The following is a 16,444-nucleotide window of genomic DNA, read 5'->3' as shown; positions in this document are numbered from 1 at the left end:
TTTTCTATTTCGGTTTTTATTTGTTAACTTACTCGCTTATAACACGCAACAAATCATATACGAGACCGTTAGCAATAATTAAAAAAAACTTAATGAGCCTAAATAATTATTGGACTTTTGAAATCCTACCATCTGGGAATTTTTTACACTCTGTAAGTAGAATTCCTGGGAATTTTTCGATTGGAGAAGATTCAAATGCAATGCCACTAAATTTCTTATTGAATTCAATACATTTTGCAAATAAAGAAAAATCAGAAGAAGTTTATGCTATTGCGACATTTATAGTTGCTTTGATAAATGGATATACAAAAATGAAAAATATCGACCCTGAAGAACATAATTCGGTATGGCTTGGAAATTTATTTAAAAATGGAGAAAAAGTGCACGAGAATTATAAATGCGATGTTGATTTATTAAATATTGACCATTTCTTAAACCAAAAACCTAAATCAAACGAATTAATTAATCAAGGCTTTGACGAAGGACTTATTCGTAATATTTTACTTTATTGTAATGCAGGTTGGAATCTTGTAAATATGTATAAAATTAGTGATGAAATATCTGATTTTTTAAAAGATAAAGACGACAATATATTAAACTATGTTAAAAAATCTGACTACAAAGCCTTCGGTGCTACAGCAAATAATTATTCTGTAAGCGGATTAAATGCAAGACACGGAAAAGGCAAAAATTCTGTACCGAAAAGAATTATGTCAATTGAAGAAGCTTCAAGTTTTATCCGTGATTTAATAAAATTAGTTCTTGATAAATATTTTGGTTTTGATATTAAATTTATTCCGAAACAGGATAAAGATTTTGACTTTGAGTCAATTGAATGGTAAAATAACTATTGCTAACAACGTATATAGCTCATAGCTAATTAGTTGCTTAAACAAAGTTAAGGCATATTTGGAAAGTCGCCAAATTTTTAAATTTGACGATTTCCAAGTAAAAAGATAAATAGTAAAATTTAAAAATTTGGCTTGTGATCAACCGAAAAACAATCGCTAATTTGCACGCTACGAGCCATATACAAAACCGTTGTACACAAGCTAAAAAACTCTTACTTCAAAGAAAATATGATAGAAAAACTGAACAATGAAGCAAAAAAACTAACAAAGCTTCTTACAGTCGAAACTATCATTGTTTCGAAAACAAAACCAAAATTAACTGGTACCAATAAAGAAAAAGATGTTATTGATATATCGGATAAGATAGTTGGAGATTTCGTAGAGAGAAGTACTGACCATATTGGTAATACAACTTCAATATTCAAAAGTGATAAAAAGCAAAAAATTGGATTCACCGAAAGTGATTATCCACAATTCAAATTACTTATCGAGAAACTTTATTCATTTGGGAATATAAGCAGAATTACAACTTTAGATTTTATACAAACTCATTCATTTGACTGGATTGTTAGTCATTACAAAAATGACTCTGAAAATTCAATTTATGAACACATAATTAAAGTTATAAAAGACAAAATTGAACATTATACGTTTTACTTTCCTATGTTCAATTTGGAAATTGAATCTTCTTTCAAAATTGGCAATGTAGAATTTACTTTCTTAACAAAAGATTATTTTGACAGACTGTATCAAAGAATGAAATCTAAAGATGAAACAGTAACTGAAGAGAATTTTAAACAAATATTCCGTAAAGATTTTCAAGGTCAAGTATTAGTAAAAACAACTGTTCAAGCAGAGAAAAGTAAAGCTGAAAAATTAGCACAACTTCAAGCTGAAATTGCAGTTGACATACTAAAATTATACGGAGAGACTGCTATAGTTCCTGAAAAGAGAACAATGTTTGATTTGAATTTCCGATTGGGTTATCAACTAAACTCTAACTATTTGAGCGAAATTCCAGGAACCGAAGATAGTTTATCTTTAAATATGAGATTTAACAACTCACCTTTTTTCTTTAGTAAAAGACATTTCAATTCAGCACAAAATGGAGGATTAAGTCTCTTTTCTAATTATCTAAAATTAAATCGGAACAGTGAAATACATAATTTAACTATCCAATCAATTAAATTATTTGGTTCTGCAATATCAAATTGGGACTTGCATTTAAGATGTGTAAGTCTAATAACAATTTTAGAGAGTGTTCTATTAAAAGAGAATGAGGACAATAAAATGGAACAGAGAGTAAAGGCTAGATTATCAAAAATATTGACTAATGAGCATAAAAAGAAGGAAGAGATAAAAGATGTATTTGGAAAAATATATTTAATAAGACACAAAATGGTTCATAAAGCAAAAAGACTTCCTATAGACTTCAACGAATTAAGAAAAGCTCAAATTCACATTATCGAATTATTTATGAGACTAATTGATTTAGACACAAAATTCGGAGTTCCTAATAAGAATTCTTTAATTGACTTTTTGAACAATATTAAAAGTTAAAAACAAAAAAAGCCAGTGTACAACACCGTATATAATTTATTGCTAGTTCTAGCCTACTTACGAAAATCCTCGCGGATTTTCTATTCGGTTTTTATTTGCTAAATTACGTACTTAACCACGCAACAAACCATATACAAACACGTTGTGCATAATTTAACCAAAACCTCGAAATGCCATTTCCAATTGACGAAAAATACATAAAAGAAACGGAATCTGAACTGAACGTAAAATTCCCAAATGAATTTAAAACCCGAATGATAAAAATAAATGGTGGCGAATTAATTACGGACGAATTTGAATTTGAACTTTACCCTTTTTTTGACAAATCTGACAAGAAAAGAATAAGTCGAACTTGCAATCATATTGGACTTGAAACAAAAAATGCTCGTAAATGGAATGGATTTCCTAAAAGTGGAATCGCAATTGGTGCGGATGGATTTGGGAATCAACTAATCTTAACTCACAATGGAAATGGAAATTTAAGTGATGAACTATATTTCTGGAATCACGAGACAGGACAGGTAGAAATAATTGCTGAATCGATTAATAAACTTCATATCGACAAAAGCTCATTATGGGACAAAATAAAATCGAAATTTAACTCATAAAACAATAATTCGTGAAAAAAATATTAATCTTGACTTTACTCTCATTTTTCGGTTGTAAAAACGAACCAATCTGTACTGTAAATGAAAATAACGCTGGAAAAGAAATCTATGATTTAGACGAGGCAACTTGTTTCATTGCATTAAAGCTGAATAAGAAAAAATCTGACCTGAATTTGATTCGTGACGCTCTAATTGCGGAAATGAATTATATGGAGAAAACTGGACTGACTTCTGACAATCCAAATCCTGAAAACGAACCTGAATCGAATACCGAATTGGATATAAACCAAATGGTGGAATATGCTCTGAATGAGGAAAAAGTAAAATTATCAAAGGATAAACTACTCGAAATTTATGATACCGAAATTGAGTATTTAATGTTTATTGGAGTCGTAGAAGAATAAAAACTATGCACAACAATGTGTATAATTCATTGCTAGTTAGAGCCTACTTACGAAAGTCCTCGCGGACTTTCTATCTGTGATTTATTTGCTAACTTTAGTGCTTAAACACGCAACGAAATCATACACTAGACCGTTGGCAGCAATACGCAAAACAGAATCTGAATTGAAATAAATTTACAATCATGAATAAACAAATTCTAATTTTAATTCTACTTATTTCTGTGCTTTCTTGCAAACAAGAAAATAACCACTTCAGTGTTAAGATAAAGACAGAAACAAAATCTGATTCTTTATCCATGTATCCGAGTTTTGTTTCTGAAAAATTTCTTGACTCTTCATACACCATGTTATTTAAGGCAAAAATTGAAAATGGAACTGTTGAATTTAGTGGAAATAAACCTTCTCATCCCATTATGTTCGACTTTTTTGATATGAATTATGGATTATCTGAAAAGTTTTTCATTGATGGTGGCTCTACTGAACTTTTTGTAAGTTTTGCCAACAACAATAAGGAGATAATAATACCTGATAAATTAAAATCACAATCCCAAAAAGAATATGAATCATTAAAAGAATATGGATTGGACTCATTAAATAAACTGTGGTCGAGCGTAAAAACCGTAGAAGAAAGAAGAGATATAGGAGTTGAAAAAGATTCGTTAATAATTAATTTTATTAGTAAAAATCCAAATTCCTATGTTCCTCTTTGGTTGTTAGTTGACAATTTTTCTAAAAAATCTGAATATAATAAATTGTATGATGAGTCAATTAATCTCTTTTCTAATGAAATAAAACAGACTCATCTTTTCAAACAACTTAAATCAAGTTTAACCGAGTCAAAATCATTAACTTTTGTTAATAAAGAATTTGAATTAAAAAATCTAAATTTAGAAAATGTCAACTTCGGAATAAATGATTTAAAAAGCAAAAAAATTATTCTTTTGGATTTCTGGTTCTCTAATTGTGCACCTTGCCTAAGAGACATGGACAAATATATCTCATTGTATGAAAAGTATAATGAATTGGGCTTTGAAATTGTGAGTATATCTTCTGACAAAACTAATGAAATTGATAATTGGAAAAGTGTTATAACCAAAAAAGGTTTTATATGGACACATTACTTGGATGAGAATGCTGTAGAAACACATAAAATCAACATAAGAAGTTTTCCGACTACATTTTTGCTTGGGAAAGATGGTAAGATTATAAAACGAAATTTAAAGCCAGAACAATTAAGTGTATATCTAGCCGAAAATCTAAAATAAAAGTACTGCTGCCAACACCGTGTATAATAATCACAAAATGATCAAACAGTATTGAGAATCTTTTTAACTAAGAATCCTATACAAAACCTGAATTCATAGATTCCATATTAATTTAATCAATCCTATAAAAAAGGTAATGGATTTATTGAAATTTGGTTAATCAATCCTCATAATACTCTAAAATATTTTATTTAGCGTAAAACAAACGTTTGTTTTACGCTAAATAAAATAATAAAGAACTAAAATTGTTTTTATTCTTAAACAAATAGGGACTAAAACGTCGCCTCCACAATAATAATACAGCAGAGGTTTTATTTAGTAATAGCTATCTATTTCTTCAACCACACTAAAAAACATACTAAAAAAATTAAACCTTATGGCTTTATTTAGACTATTGAAAAGAAGCAACAGAGGTTCGTTCTAATAAACAATTTTAAACAGTAATACAATTTCCAATTGTTCTTCTAAAAAACAACATTAACAAAAGACCTAAAAAGGAATAAAAAAACTTAATATTCTAATTTTCTTACTGACTTTATCTACAATACACTATTTCAATTTTTTCAATATTATTTTTTATAATATAAAGTAAGGATATCATTTTTTTATATAACCTTTCCTAATCTGAAAGACCGTTTCTAAAAGAAAGTCTTCAGCATCTTCTTCGGTTATTAAAGGCAATTTATTTTTGTTTTTTATTGACGTTTTAGTTGCCACATTCTCTACAGAGTCATTCGGTTTTACTGAATTTAAATTTAGAACGTTCTTTATATCCGTTAAATCGTTTTCTATAAATTTTAGAACATTGACCTTTTGCTTTTCTAATGATTTATTTGGTAGTATTATATGTGATTTTAAATCTTCTACATGTTTTAAAAAAACTTGGGTCTGTGATTTAAATGATTTTTTGGTTTCTTCCCTTAAATCAGATATATCAATTTCTATATTATTTTCCATCCAATTCGATACATATAATACAAAATTGACATGTTCTAAATACTTCTCTAAAAAAAAATCAAACTTATGCTTTGGTAAGCGTTCACTTTGATCGATAAGCTTAAAGATGTTATCATTTAAAATCATCGCTTTACCCAATATCTGATAATGAGAGGGCTCATCATTTAATAATTCGCTATCAAACCCTTTGCTATCAATTAAAACAACTGTATTTAAGGCCTTGTTATGCTCTAAATCTGGCAACAATCGTGATGGTATATAAAACACAAAAGATTTATATAGATTCTTCCATAGCTCGGTAAATAATTTGTCCAGCTCCATAGCTCTATTTTATGTGTTCTGAATAATCTTCGGGTAACTCCGCGTCAATATCTCTAAGATATTTTTGAAGGGCTGACATCGATGAATGACCTGTGATTAACATAAGTTTACTTTTAGCTTCAAACGGTGAAGAACCTTTTACCAAAGCGCGGTACAGTTTTGTAATATAGGTATGTCTGAAACTATATAAACCATAATCTTTACCAAGTCCAAAAGGATCTTTAACCACTTTTTTAAAACGCTTAGAAAAGTAATCTCGTTTATTATCTACATCGGTTTCCCACTTGCCTCCTATCTGCTCTGGGGTAAATAAACATAACGACTTGTCCATTTTAGATAGATCAGGCAAATCATTAATTAGTAAATCTGGAATAATTTTTGTTTTTAAAGGACTGTTTTTAGCTTTAAACTTTATTAACTTATTTTTTAGGTCAATATCACCTACTTTTAATCGACAAACTTCGATAGGTCTCAAAAAATTATAAGAGATAAATTTAATGTACAACAGTAACAAGGCATCTTGTTTTTCAAGAAATGTATAGATTTCTTCTTGCTTTTCATTACTATACGTTTTATTTCGTTGTGGTATGCTTTTTAATACTGGAATCCGTTTCATGAAATTCGTAGCCACGATATCATTATCTTCCAAAACTTGTATTAAGCTACTTAAATCAACTCTAAAATTGTTGCGGTTTCGCGCACTTGTATTTACAAGTACATGGTTTAAAAACTGTGTAACAAGTTTTCTATCAACTTTATCTATCGTGCTTATTTCTGGATGCACATCTTCAACCCATTTTAAAAAATTCTTGATTCTATTCTCATAGGCTCGCTTAGTGGTTTTGCTTAATAACTTTTCTTTGAGCTTTAATCCAAAGTCAAAGGCTTCCTTTATAGACATAATAGGCACACTCGCTTCCTTTTCTTTAGTAGTATCAACTCCTGAATATTGTGATGCCTTAGATGGTTTAAAATCGCCTTTTCGTTTGGCTAACAAGGCTGTATTATCTTCAAAGGGATTAAATCCTTCTTTTAGTAGTTTGAGTAAGGTTCGTTTATATACCGTTAATACAAAAAGACGATCTTCTTTAGTGGTATATTTATTCGCTTTTCCATAAACATTTTGCATACGTTGCAATTTTCCTGTTTTAGGATTGCGATAAGAAAAATAGACATACCAGCGTTTGCTCAAATCACCTTTGCCTGTATAAATTTTTGGTATGGAAAATAAATTCTTCAATGGGAGATTGTGTTCTAAATCGTGTTCACTTTCGTGTTCAAATGTAAGAATTCTGTTCAAATTAGACATAAAAAAAACGGCTTAGCGTGAACTAAACCGTCTGTTTTAAGCAATTCTACTTAGTAGCGGGAACAGGACTCGAACCTGTGACCTTCGGGTTATGAGCCCGACGAGCTACCTACTGCTCTATCCCGCGATTTAATCTTAAAATGATTTTCTTAGCTTTTAACTTTCGGTTCATAATGCCGACTCAATCATTTTAGGACTGCAAAGATAATACTTTTTTTAAACTATGAAAGACTAAACAAAAAAAAAACGCTCAAATTTATTTTGAGCGCTATTATTTTAATCCTGATAATGATTAATCATCATCGTTTTCTTCGTCATCTAAAGTCGCCAAGACTCCTTCATTTAAATTTGATTCGTCTAAATCAAAATCTACAATGTTTGGTAATTGCTCTTTTAAAACAGCATAATTACCTTCAAATTTATTGTTACTTAATAACAAAGTTTTCAAGCTTTTTAATTCTACTAATACGCCTGGCAGGTTTCCATAAAATCCATTATTTGATAGTACCAATTCTTCTAATTGGGTTAATTCACCTATTGACTTTGGAATTGTTCCTAATAGATTATTATCAAAAACACTTAATACTTTTAAAGATTTTAACTTAGATATGGTGCTAGGTAATCTACCCATAAGTAAATTACTACTTAAAATTAAGCTTTCTAATTTAGTTAGATTTCCTATAGATGACGGAATCTCTCCAAAAAAATCATTATTAAATAGTTCTAAAGATTTTAAATTAGTTAAAGCTCCTATATCTGAAGGTATAGCACCATTAAATTTATTTGAGAATAACTTTAACTCTTCTAAACTAATCATGCTTACTATAGTTACTGGTAATTCTCCTTCTAATTTATTGAATGATAAATTAAGAACTTTTAAATGTGTTAAGTTTGAAATTGACTCTGGAAGATTTCCTATTAAGTTATTAAAACTTAAGTTTATTCCAACAACATTATCTCCTTCTAAAGTAAGTCCGTACCATTTTGAAACTGGTTGTTTTAAATCCCATGAATGATTCCAAGAATCACCATTGGTTGCAGTATATAAATCTACCAATGCTGTTTTTTGATCCTGAGAAACATTGGCATACGAGAGTACTGATATTAAGCAGAATAATAGTGTTATTTTTAGTGTCTTCATGGTTAGTAGAGTTTTTTGTGGAGGGACACAATAACAGTACGAATATAGTAACTATGACTACAAACTGCAACTTTTTTCGATGAACTACATGCTCAAAATACATAAACTCCTAAAAACGTGCACTATAATTATTTTTACTGTTCTATATTTTCAGCTAAAAAACTTATAATATCCTGTCTTTCAACGACAACTGAAACTTGGATTGGATTACAACAAATTTCACAATCTTCAATATATTTTTGATGCTTTTGAGAGACATCGATTAGCATTGAAATTTGCTCCCAACAATAAGGACATTGAAAAAAATGTTCATGCATTGTATTTCAATTTAAAACTGAATATTCAATAATTCTCCACTAATTTGTAGCACCTCTAACTCAGATAATTTGGCAGCAAATTTTGCTTGATTTCGACTTAATTCGGCATTAAGTAAATTTACTTGTGCTTGTCTAAATTCAATAGAATTAACTTGTCCTATTTTGAATTTTTCTTGTGTACGATCAAAGTTATTTTGAGCCGTTACAATATTCTTTTCTTGAATATTATAAATTTTAAGCTTATTCTGGTAATTATCCCAAGCATTATTGAAGTCTCGTTCTATATTAAGTAAAATATTTTCTTTTTGAAGCTTTTGGGTTTCAAGATTTATCTTAGCGTTTTTTACACGTGTTATGGTTGCCCCTCCATCAAACAGATTCCAACTTAAATTTAAACCCGCAGACAAACCTGTGTTTGTAGAAACCGCTAAAAGTGCCACTGCATTATTATTATTTTTGTTCCAGCCATAAGTTCCCGACAACCCAACTGTTGGTAGATAAGCAGATTTACCAGAACTAATATCAAGTTGACTAATTAAAATATTTTTTTCTGTTTGAAGTAATGCTACATTTCGAGACTTTGCTTTTTCAAATAAACTATCTTTATGAAATTGAAGCGCAAACTCAACGTCTGTTTCAACATTAAAATCATTGGAATAAACATCTCCCAAAACTAATTTTAAATCACGCTTAGCAATTTTTAAATCTTGTTTGGTATTAATAATATTAATGCTATCTGTGTTAATATCCACCTCTGCATTTAACACCTCTAACTTGGTACTCTGACCGTATTCAAACTGATATTCTGCTCTTATTAATCTATCTTTAGTATTATTCAAAGTTTCTTCTAATGCATTTAGATTATCTGAAAGCTGAGCTACATTATAATACACTGAAAATAGCTGAAGTATAGTTGTTTCTATAGTCTCTCTAGCTTGTAGTTCTGACAATTGATATTGCTCTTTTAACCGTTTATAATTATAACGTCTGCCTAAACCATCAAAAAGGGTGTAATTCAAACTCAAACTGGCATTATAATTAGAACTTTCTGCACCATTTAAAACGGCATCTGGCCTACCGTCAGAAAATTCGGCTTCAGTATTGTCTAAATTATAGTTTGCACCTGCATTACCTGTAAGTGTAGGCAAAAAACCTGTATTAAGAATATTGGTATTATTCTCTGCAACTGCAACTGCATTTTTAGCAATTTTTACACCATAATTATTTTCTAAAGCTAAAGAAACGGCCTGCTCTTTAGTTAAAATTTCTTGTGCTTGCAAACCAATACAGTATGCAAAAAACAGAAATGCAAGTATATTTTTAATGTTCATTTGCTTCATTTTGTTCTTTAATAGCACGTTCTACTTCTTCTTTAGTCACCTTATTTCCTGTAGCTAACCATTTACCTCCTTGTTTAATACTATTGCTAAATGATAAAAATAATGGCAAAACCAATAAGGTTAAAACCGTTGCATACGCAATTCCGAAAGAAATAGAAATAGCCATAGGCTTTAAAAATTGTGCTTGTCTACTTTTCTCTAATAACAATGGTGCTAAACCAGCAATAGTTGTTAATGAAGTTAAGAAAATAGCTCTAAAACGCGACTTCCCTGCTTCAGACAATGCCAAATCAAAAGCCATACCTTCTCTAAGATTGCTATTGAATTTACCTATTAAAACTAGACCATCATTCACCATAATACCAATCAAGGCTATAATCCCTAAAAGGGATAAAATATTAACTTGAAAATCTAACAACCAATGCCCCCAAGCTACAGCTGTTAAACTAAACGGAATTAATAAAAGAAGTAAAAACGGTTGTGAGTAACTTCTAAATGTAAATGCAATCGTGATATAAATTAATATTAAAATAATAGGACCTGCTACACCTAAAGAACCAACTAATTTATCTTTTTCTCTATTCTGCCCTTCATAAGAAGCGTTTATAGTTGGATGCTTAGATTGTAACTGAGGTATAAACACAGTTTTAATATCATCCATGATATCTGTGGCACTTGTACTCGGATCTTTTAGATCTGCATACACTTGTATTTCTCGTTTACCTTCGAGGTGATTTATAGCAACATCGCCTCTAGCAATACTGTAACTTGCAATATCTTTTAATGTTACACGTTCGCCTGTTGGTGTTACAATACGCATAGCGTCTAAATCGTTAATAGAACTTCTATTTTCTCTATCGTAACGCACCCAAACTTTAATTTCATCTTGTCCTCGCTGAAAACGCTGTGCTTGCGCACCAAAAAATCCTGAACGTACTTGAGCCATTACGGTTCTTAAATCGAGTCCCAATAAATAGGCACTTTCTTTTAACTCTAATCGGATTTCCTTTATACCAGCAGGATCATTATCACCAATATCCTTAAGTAATGGATTGGATTCCAGATACTTTTTAAGCTCTAATTTGGACGCTTTTAATTCTTCAATATTATTACTTAATAAAGAAACTGACACAGGACTACCGCCAAAGTTTCCTCCTGAACCATAAATTAATCGTTCTGTACCTATTACAGGGCCAACTAATTCTTCTAATCTATTAGTAACTAAATCTGACTTTATTTCGTCTGGACGTTCTTCTCCTGGTAATAAATTAATTCTTAATCTCGCGCTAGAACTACTACTAATTTCTACTATCGTATTTTCAAATAATTGTTTACCAGTACCTTTAAGAAATTTCTCTGTCAGTTCTTCATTTACAATAAATGCTTTCTCTTCTATCATAGAAATAATAGAATCAGTAATTTTCACATTCGTTCCTGCAGGCATTACTAGTTCTATATTGGCAGCATCACTAGCGACTCTCGGAAACATCGTAACACCTATCACACCTCCACCAAGCGACCCAAGTGTTAATACTAGCAAAGCAACAAAAACGCCTAATGAGAATAATTTAAATCTTAACACACGATTTAAAATAGGTGTATACACGCTATCTCTTAAAAAAGACATTAGCCGATCTCCACCGTTATTAATAGCTCTCATAAATGAGAAAAACTGTTTTATTTTTGAAGGATTTTCATCAATCTTCTGAGCTCTTAACGCTTTAGAATGCGCTAAGTGAGCTGGTAAAATAATTAGCGCTTCTACTAAAGACACCACTAATGTTAAGATTACAATGACGGCAACTTCACTAAAAAACTCACCGATTCTACTATCTAAAAAGAAAAACAAAGAAAAGGCTAAAAGCGTCGTAATAATTGCAGATACCACAGGTGGAATAACTTCCATAGTACCATCGATAGCCGCTTGAATTGGACTTTTTCCTTTTTCGTAATGCTGATAGATGTTCTCAGCAATTACAATACCATCATCCACCAAAATACCGATAACGATAATCATCCCAAAAAGCGACAATACATTAATAGTAACGTCAAATTGAGCGGCAAATATAAACATCCCTAAAAATGAAATAGGCAGACCAAAAGCCACCCATAATGCCAAACGTGTATTTAGAAATATCGATAAAAACACTAAAACCAGAATCATACCAACAATAGCATTTTCCGCTAATAATTGGGTTCTTTGTTTTAAAGTCACAGATAAATCTCGAACCACATCTAACCTTATATTAGTATACTTTTGGTTATACTCTTCTATATAGGCATTTATTTTATCTGCTGATGTAATTAAATCTTCATTATTAGTACTTGTAATCGAAATGTTAACAGCCAACTCTTGATTAAAATAGGTCGCATTTGGTGTTTCAGAAAAACGATCTCTAATGACCGCAATGTCTTTTAAACGAATTACTTTTCCGTCCGAAGACGCTCTTACAATAATATTAGAGAGCTCGCTACCGTAATATTGTTTGTTATTCGCTCTGATTAAATACTCCTCTGCAACCGTTTTTACATTACCACCGGTAACTAAAATATTGGCATTAGTGACAGCTGCTGCCACCTCATTAAACGTAAGGTTATAGGCTAATAAATCGAGTTCATTAACGGCTATTTCAATTTCTTCCTCGGGAAATCCCGAGATTTCAATTTGAGAAATACCATCAATTGCTCGTAAATCTGTTTCTACTTGGCGTGCTAATTGTTTGAGTGTTACTAAAGGAATGTCTTTTCCGCTAATTGCAAAAGAAATCGTTTCTCGCACTGCTTCTTGCTTAGAAACTACTAACGGCTCCATACCCGTTGGAAACGATGGTACACGGTCTACTGCATTCTTCACTTCAAGAAGCATAAAGTCTAAACTCTCTCCTTTTTCAATTTCTACCGTAATACTTCCGCTATTTTCACGCGATGTTGACGTTACGCGATCAACCCCTTTAAGTCCTTTTAGGTTATCCTCAATTTGAAGTACAATGCCTTCTTCAATTTCTTGAGGCGAAGCACCAGGGTAAGCAATATTAATATTGATAATTTTAGACTCTGTAAGCGGAAAGAATGACGATTTTAAAGATAAAGCGCCAATAGTACCAAAGACAATAAATGCTATAATAAAAATATTTACTGCAACATGATACCTTATAAAATATTCAATTAATTTTCTCATTATTGAATAGAATCAGAAGTTACAGTATTGCCTTTTGCTGCTTTAACATGCATTCCGGCATAAGCACCAGGCACAGGTTTTCTTAAAATTATAGTCCCATTTGGCACATCCTTTAAAATAACTTTTGCATTAGAAAAGTGTACTGGTTTCACGGCTATTACATCAAGTAAACTATCGTTAACCACATATATTTCTTGACTATCTAATAATAGGTTTCTGTCAATTTCTATAGCATTCTCAACCTTTTCAGCATTCAAATTTGCTTCAAGATACATACCTTCTTTAAGGTCTGAATGTTTAACTTCGATATAAGCCGTTATAGTTTGTGTAGTTGCATCTATACTTCCATTAACTCTAGAAACTTTACCTTTATAAGTTTTACTATTATCTAAACTGGTAAGCGTAACGTCTTCACCTTCTTTTAAAACATCGGCAAAAGATTTACTAATAGCCACTTCCATTTCGTAAACTGAAGGGTTAATAAATTCTCCTAATTTCTGGCCATTTCGCACTAAAGTACCTTCAGTAACTAAGGCTTCGGTTAATATCCCTGAAAATGGTGCTGTAATTCTGTATTTTGTTAAACGCTGTTCTAGGTTTTTAACATTATAATACGCACTCACAATACCTCTACCTGTTATAAAGTAATTTTCTTTTTCGTTAGAGATTTCTGGAAGTTTTGGTGTTGTTTTATTTAAATCAAAGCTATTTAAGTACGTTTGCCATTTTTGAAATACATCTGAAAAATCTAAACGCAAATCTGGCATTATAGCGGCAATACTATTATATAAAGTACTTTTAGCAGATTGAACACTCGCGTAGTATTCTGAGGCATCTAAACGAATTAATGTTTCTCCCTTATTGAATTTCTGACCTGGTTTAAAAAGCTTTGAACCTGTTTTAAATAAACCTTGAACTTCAGAATACAACTCAACACGTTGCAAAGCAGTAAGATTTCCATTCGCTGTAATCACAATTGGTACTGTTGTGTTTTTAACAGTGTCTACAAGAACCGTTTTAACCACTTTAGGTATAACAGGTTTTGGTTTGTGTTTGTTATCTATAAGATAATTAGCATAAATAATTGCACCTATTATTAATGCAACTCCTAAAACGGATAAAATAATTTTTCTTAACATAAGCTCGTTGGTCGTCAATAATTTACAAAGCTAACTTTATAGCTAAGTGAAGCCGTTAAAAAAATCTTAATTATTAACTAGAAATCTCATCGAGCTCAAACTGAACCGCTTCCCAGTCGCTCATTAATTTCTCTAAAGCCTTTTTCTTTGCTTGATATTCATCAAAAAATTTAGGCTCTGAAGCTGTATTATCATAATCTGTTGCCAATTTTACATCATCAGCTTTAATATCTTTTTCTAGCTGATTGATTTTAGATTCAATATTGCTCAACCTATTATTTAACGATTTTAATTTTTTCTGATCTTCGTAACTTTTCTTATTGCTTTCCTTTGGTTTGTCTGCTACTACAGTTCTCTTTTCAGCTTCTCTTAAGTTTTCAAGATTACGTTGTTCTAAATAAAAATCAATATCGCCTAAATATTCTTTGATGTTTTGATCTTTAAATTCGTAAACAGTATCCGTCAAACCTTGAAGAAAATCTCTATCGTGGGAGACTAATATTAGGGTGCCTTCAAACTTTGTCAACGCTTCTTTTAATACGTTTTTAGATTTAATATCTAAGTGATTCGTAGGCTCATCCATAATAAGCACATTTAGTGGCTGCAATAATAGCTTAGCCAAAGCCAAACGATTTCGCTCTCCACCAGAAAGGACTCTTACATATTTTTCTGCTTCTTCTCCTCTAAACAAGAAAGACCCTAAAATATCTCTAACTTTACTTCTATTGGTTTCATTTGCCGCATCAATCATGGTGTCTAAAACCGTTTTATTTCCGTCTAAATACTCTGCTTGATTTTGTGCGAAATAACCAATTTGAACGTTATGCCCTAAAGTTAGTTTACCTTCGTGTTCAAGTTCTCCTACAATAATTTTTGCTAAAGTTGATTTCCCTTGTCCGTTTTGCCCAACAAATGCGGTTTTAATATCACGTGGTACCGCTAAATTTACATTATGCAATACTTGTAAATCGCCATAACGTTTAGACACATTTTCTAATTCTACAACCACTTTTCCTGGTGTAATAGAAACTGGAAAATTTAAAGACATTACACTGTTATCATCTTCATCAACTTCAATACGATCAATCTTATCTAATTTTTTAATCAGCGATTGCGCCATTGTCGCTTTAGATGCTTTAGCTCTAAACTTTTCAATAAGCTTTTCGGTTTGTTCAATCTTCTTCTCTTGATTTTTTTGAGCTGCTAATTGCTGAACCTTCATTTCCTTACGCAAAGCTAAAAATTTGGTGTAAGGCTTATTGTAATCGTAGATTCTACCTAATGAAATTTCAATGGTACGATTGGTAACATTGTCTAAAAACATTTTATCGTGTGATACAATAACTACTGCTCCGCTATATCCTTTTAAAAAGTTTTCTAACCAAATAATAGACTCAATATCTAAGTGGTTAGTAGGCTCATCTAAAAGTAATAAGTCATTATTTTGAAGTAGAAGTTTTGCTAATTCAATTCGCATTCTCCAACCACCAGAGAATGTATCTGTTAGTTTATTAAAGTCTTCACGTTTAAAACCTAATCCTTGAAGAATTTTCTCTGTTTCTCCTTGGTAATTGTAACCTCCTAAAATTTCGTATTGATGTTGAACATCATTCAAATCAACCATTAATTGATGATAGGATTCACTTTCGTAATCTGTGCGCTCAGCTAATTGCGTGTTAATTTCTTCAAGCTGCGCTTCACATTTTTTAATCTCTTTAAATGCTTGATAGGATTCTTCTAATACCGTCTTACCTAAATCGAAGTCAATATCTTGCTTTAAAAACCCTATCTTCATATCCTTATCTGCAGCAATTTGACCAGAATCAGCTTCTTGTTCTTTTGACAAAATTCGAAGCATAGTAGATTTACCTGCTCCATTTTTACCAATTAAACCAATACGATCTCCAAGACCGAGTTTAAATGTAATTTCTTCAAAAAGGTATTCTCCTTGAAATGATATAGAAAGATTATGGATATTTAGCATAAGTTTTTTGAATAATACAATTGCGATTTTGAGTTACAATTGTTACAATGCTTCAGTTATATTATTTTAT

The 16,444-nt window shown here is 31.0% G+C and carries 13 protein-coding genes and 1 tRNA gene; 5 read left to right on the top strand and 9 right to left on the bottom strand.

From position 1 onward, the window contains the following. The 5 genes from ABD730_RS02555 to ABD730_RS02535 form a co-directional block, all read left to right on the top strand. On the top strand, window positions 1–842 hold an 842-nt coding region (locus ABD730_RS02555; RefSeq protein ID WP_344712309.1), incomplete at its 5' end, for a hypothetical protein. A 237-nt stretch (window positions 843–1,079) separates the two neighbouring features. Then, window positions 1,080–2,411 (top strand): hypothetical protein, encoded by a 1,332-nt coding sequence (locus ABD730_RS02550; RefSeq protein WP_344712307.1) that lies wholly within the window; start codon window positions 1,080–1,082, stop codon window positions 2,409–2,411. A gap of 170 nt (window positions 2,412–2,581) precedes the next feature. Beyond that, window positions 2,582–3,019 carry an SMI1/KNR4 family protein gene (locus tag ABD730_RS02545; protein WP_344712305.1) on the top strand — a complete coding sequence of 146 codons (438 nt, stop codon included), beginning with the start codon at window positions 2,582–2,584 and terminating at the stop codon, window positions 3,017–3,019. 29 nt (window positions 3,020–3,048) lie between these two features. Beyond that, on the top strand, window positions 3,049–3,423 hold the full coding sequence (locus ABD730_RS02540) for a hypothetical protein (protein ID WP_344712303.1): 375 nt from the start codon (window positions 3,049–3,051) through the stop codon (window positions 3,421–3,423). A 182-nt stretch (window positions 3,424–3,605) separates the two neighbouring features. Further along, complete coding sequence (locus ABD730_RS02535; protein WP_344712301.1) at window positions 3,606–4,688, top strand: peroxiredoxin family protein; 1,083 nt, start codon at window positions 3,606–3,608, stop codon at window positions 4,686–4,688. Window positions 4,689–5,285: 597 nt separating this feature from the next. Here ABD730_RS02535 and ABD730_RS02530 read toward each other — a convergent pair. The 9 genes from ABD730_RS02530 to ABD730_RS02490 all read right to left on the bottom strand — a co-directional run bounded on the left by ABD730_RS02530 (window position 5,286) and on the right by ABD730_RS02490 (window position 16,374). Next, the gene (locus ABD730_RS02530) at window positions 5,286–5,966 is read right to left on the bottom strand and encodes a hypothetical protein (protein ID WP_334467421.1); all 681 of its coding nucleotides are present in this window, start codon (window positions 5,964–5,966) and stop codon (window positions 5,286–5,288) included. Window positions 5,967–5,970: 4 nt separating this feature from the next. After that, the gene (locus ABD730_RS02525; protein WP_215928820.1) at window positions 5,971–7,275 is read right to left on the bottom strand and encodes a tyrosine-type recombinase/integrase; all 1,305 of its coding nucleotides are present in this window, start codon (window positions 7,273–7,275) and stop codon (window positions 5,971–5,973) included. A gap of 54 nt (window positions 7,276–7,329) precedes the next feature. Then, window positions 7,330–7,402: transfer RNA gene (locus tag ABD730_RS02520), tRNA-Met, on the bottom strand. Between the two features lie 165 nt (window positions 7,403–7,567). Continuing rightward, window positions 7,568–8,416 (bottom strand): leucine-rich repeat domain-containing protein, encoded by an 849-nt coding sequence (locus ABD730_RS02515; RefSeq protein ID WP_344712298.1) that lies wholly within the window; start codon window positions 8,414–8,416, stop codon window positions 7,568–7,570. Between the two features lie 134 nt (window positions 8,417–8,550). Further along, window positions 8,551–8,733 carry a CPXCG motif-containing cysteine-rich protein gene (locus tag ABD730_RS02510; protein ID WP_215928816.1) on the bottom strand — a complete coding sequence of 61 codons (183 nt, stop codon included), beginning with the start codon at window positions 8,731–8,733 and terminating at the stop codon, window positions 8,551–8,553. An 11-nt stretch (window positions 8,734–8,744) separates the two neighbouring features. Beyond that, entirely contained in the window at window positions 8,745–10,064 is a 1,320-nt protein-coding gene (locus ABD730_RS02505; protein ID WP_344712296.1) for a TolC family protein, read from the bottom strand. Then, window positions 10,054–13,251 carry an efflux RND transporter permease subunit gene (locus ABD730_RS02500; RefSeq protein ID WP_334467430.1) on the bottom strand — a complete coding sequence of 1,066 codons (3,198 nt, stop codon included), beginning with the start codon at window positions 13,249–13,251 and terminating at the stop codon, window positions 10,054–10,056. Before ABD730_RS02500 ends, ABD730_RS02505 begins: the two co-directional genes overlap by 11 nt. After that, a complete protein-coding gene (locus ABD730_RS02495; RefSeq protein ID WP_334467432.1) occupies window positions 13,251–14,390 on the bottom strand; it encodes an efflux RND transporter periplasmic adaptor subunit in 1,140 nt (379 codons plus the stop codon). The genes ABD730_RS02500 and ABD730_RS02495 overlap by 1 nt, the downstream gene beginning before the upstream one ends. Window positions 14,391–14,463: 73 nt before the next feature. Beyond that, the gene (locus ABD730_RS02490) at window positions 14,464–16,374 is read right to left on the bottom strand and encodes an ABC-F family ATP-binding cassette domain-containing protein (RefSeq protein WP_334467434.1); all 1,911 of its coding nucleotides are present in this window, start codon (window positions 16,372–16,374) and stop codon (window positions 14,464–14,466) included. Window positions 16,375–16,444: the final 70 nt, after the last annotated feature.

Source organism: Winogradskyella damuponensis (assembly GCF_039538385.1).
Lineage (GTDB): Bacteria > Bacteroidota > Bacteroidia > Flavobacteriales > Flavobacteriaceae > Winogradskyella > Winogradskyella damuponensis.
This window is presented reverse-complemented; position numbering and strand designations above follow the sequence as displayed.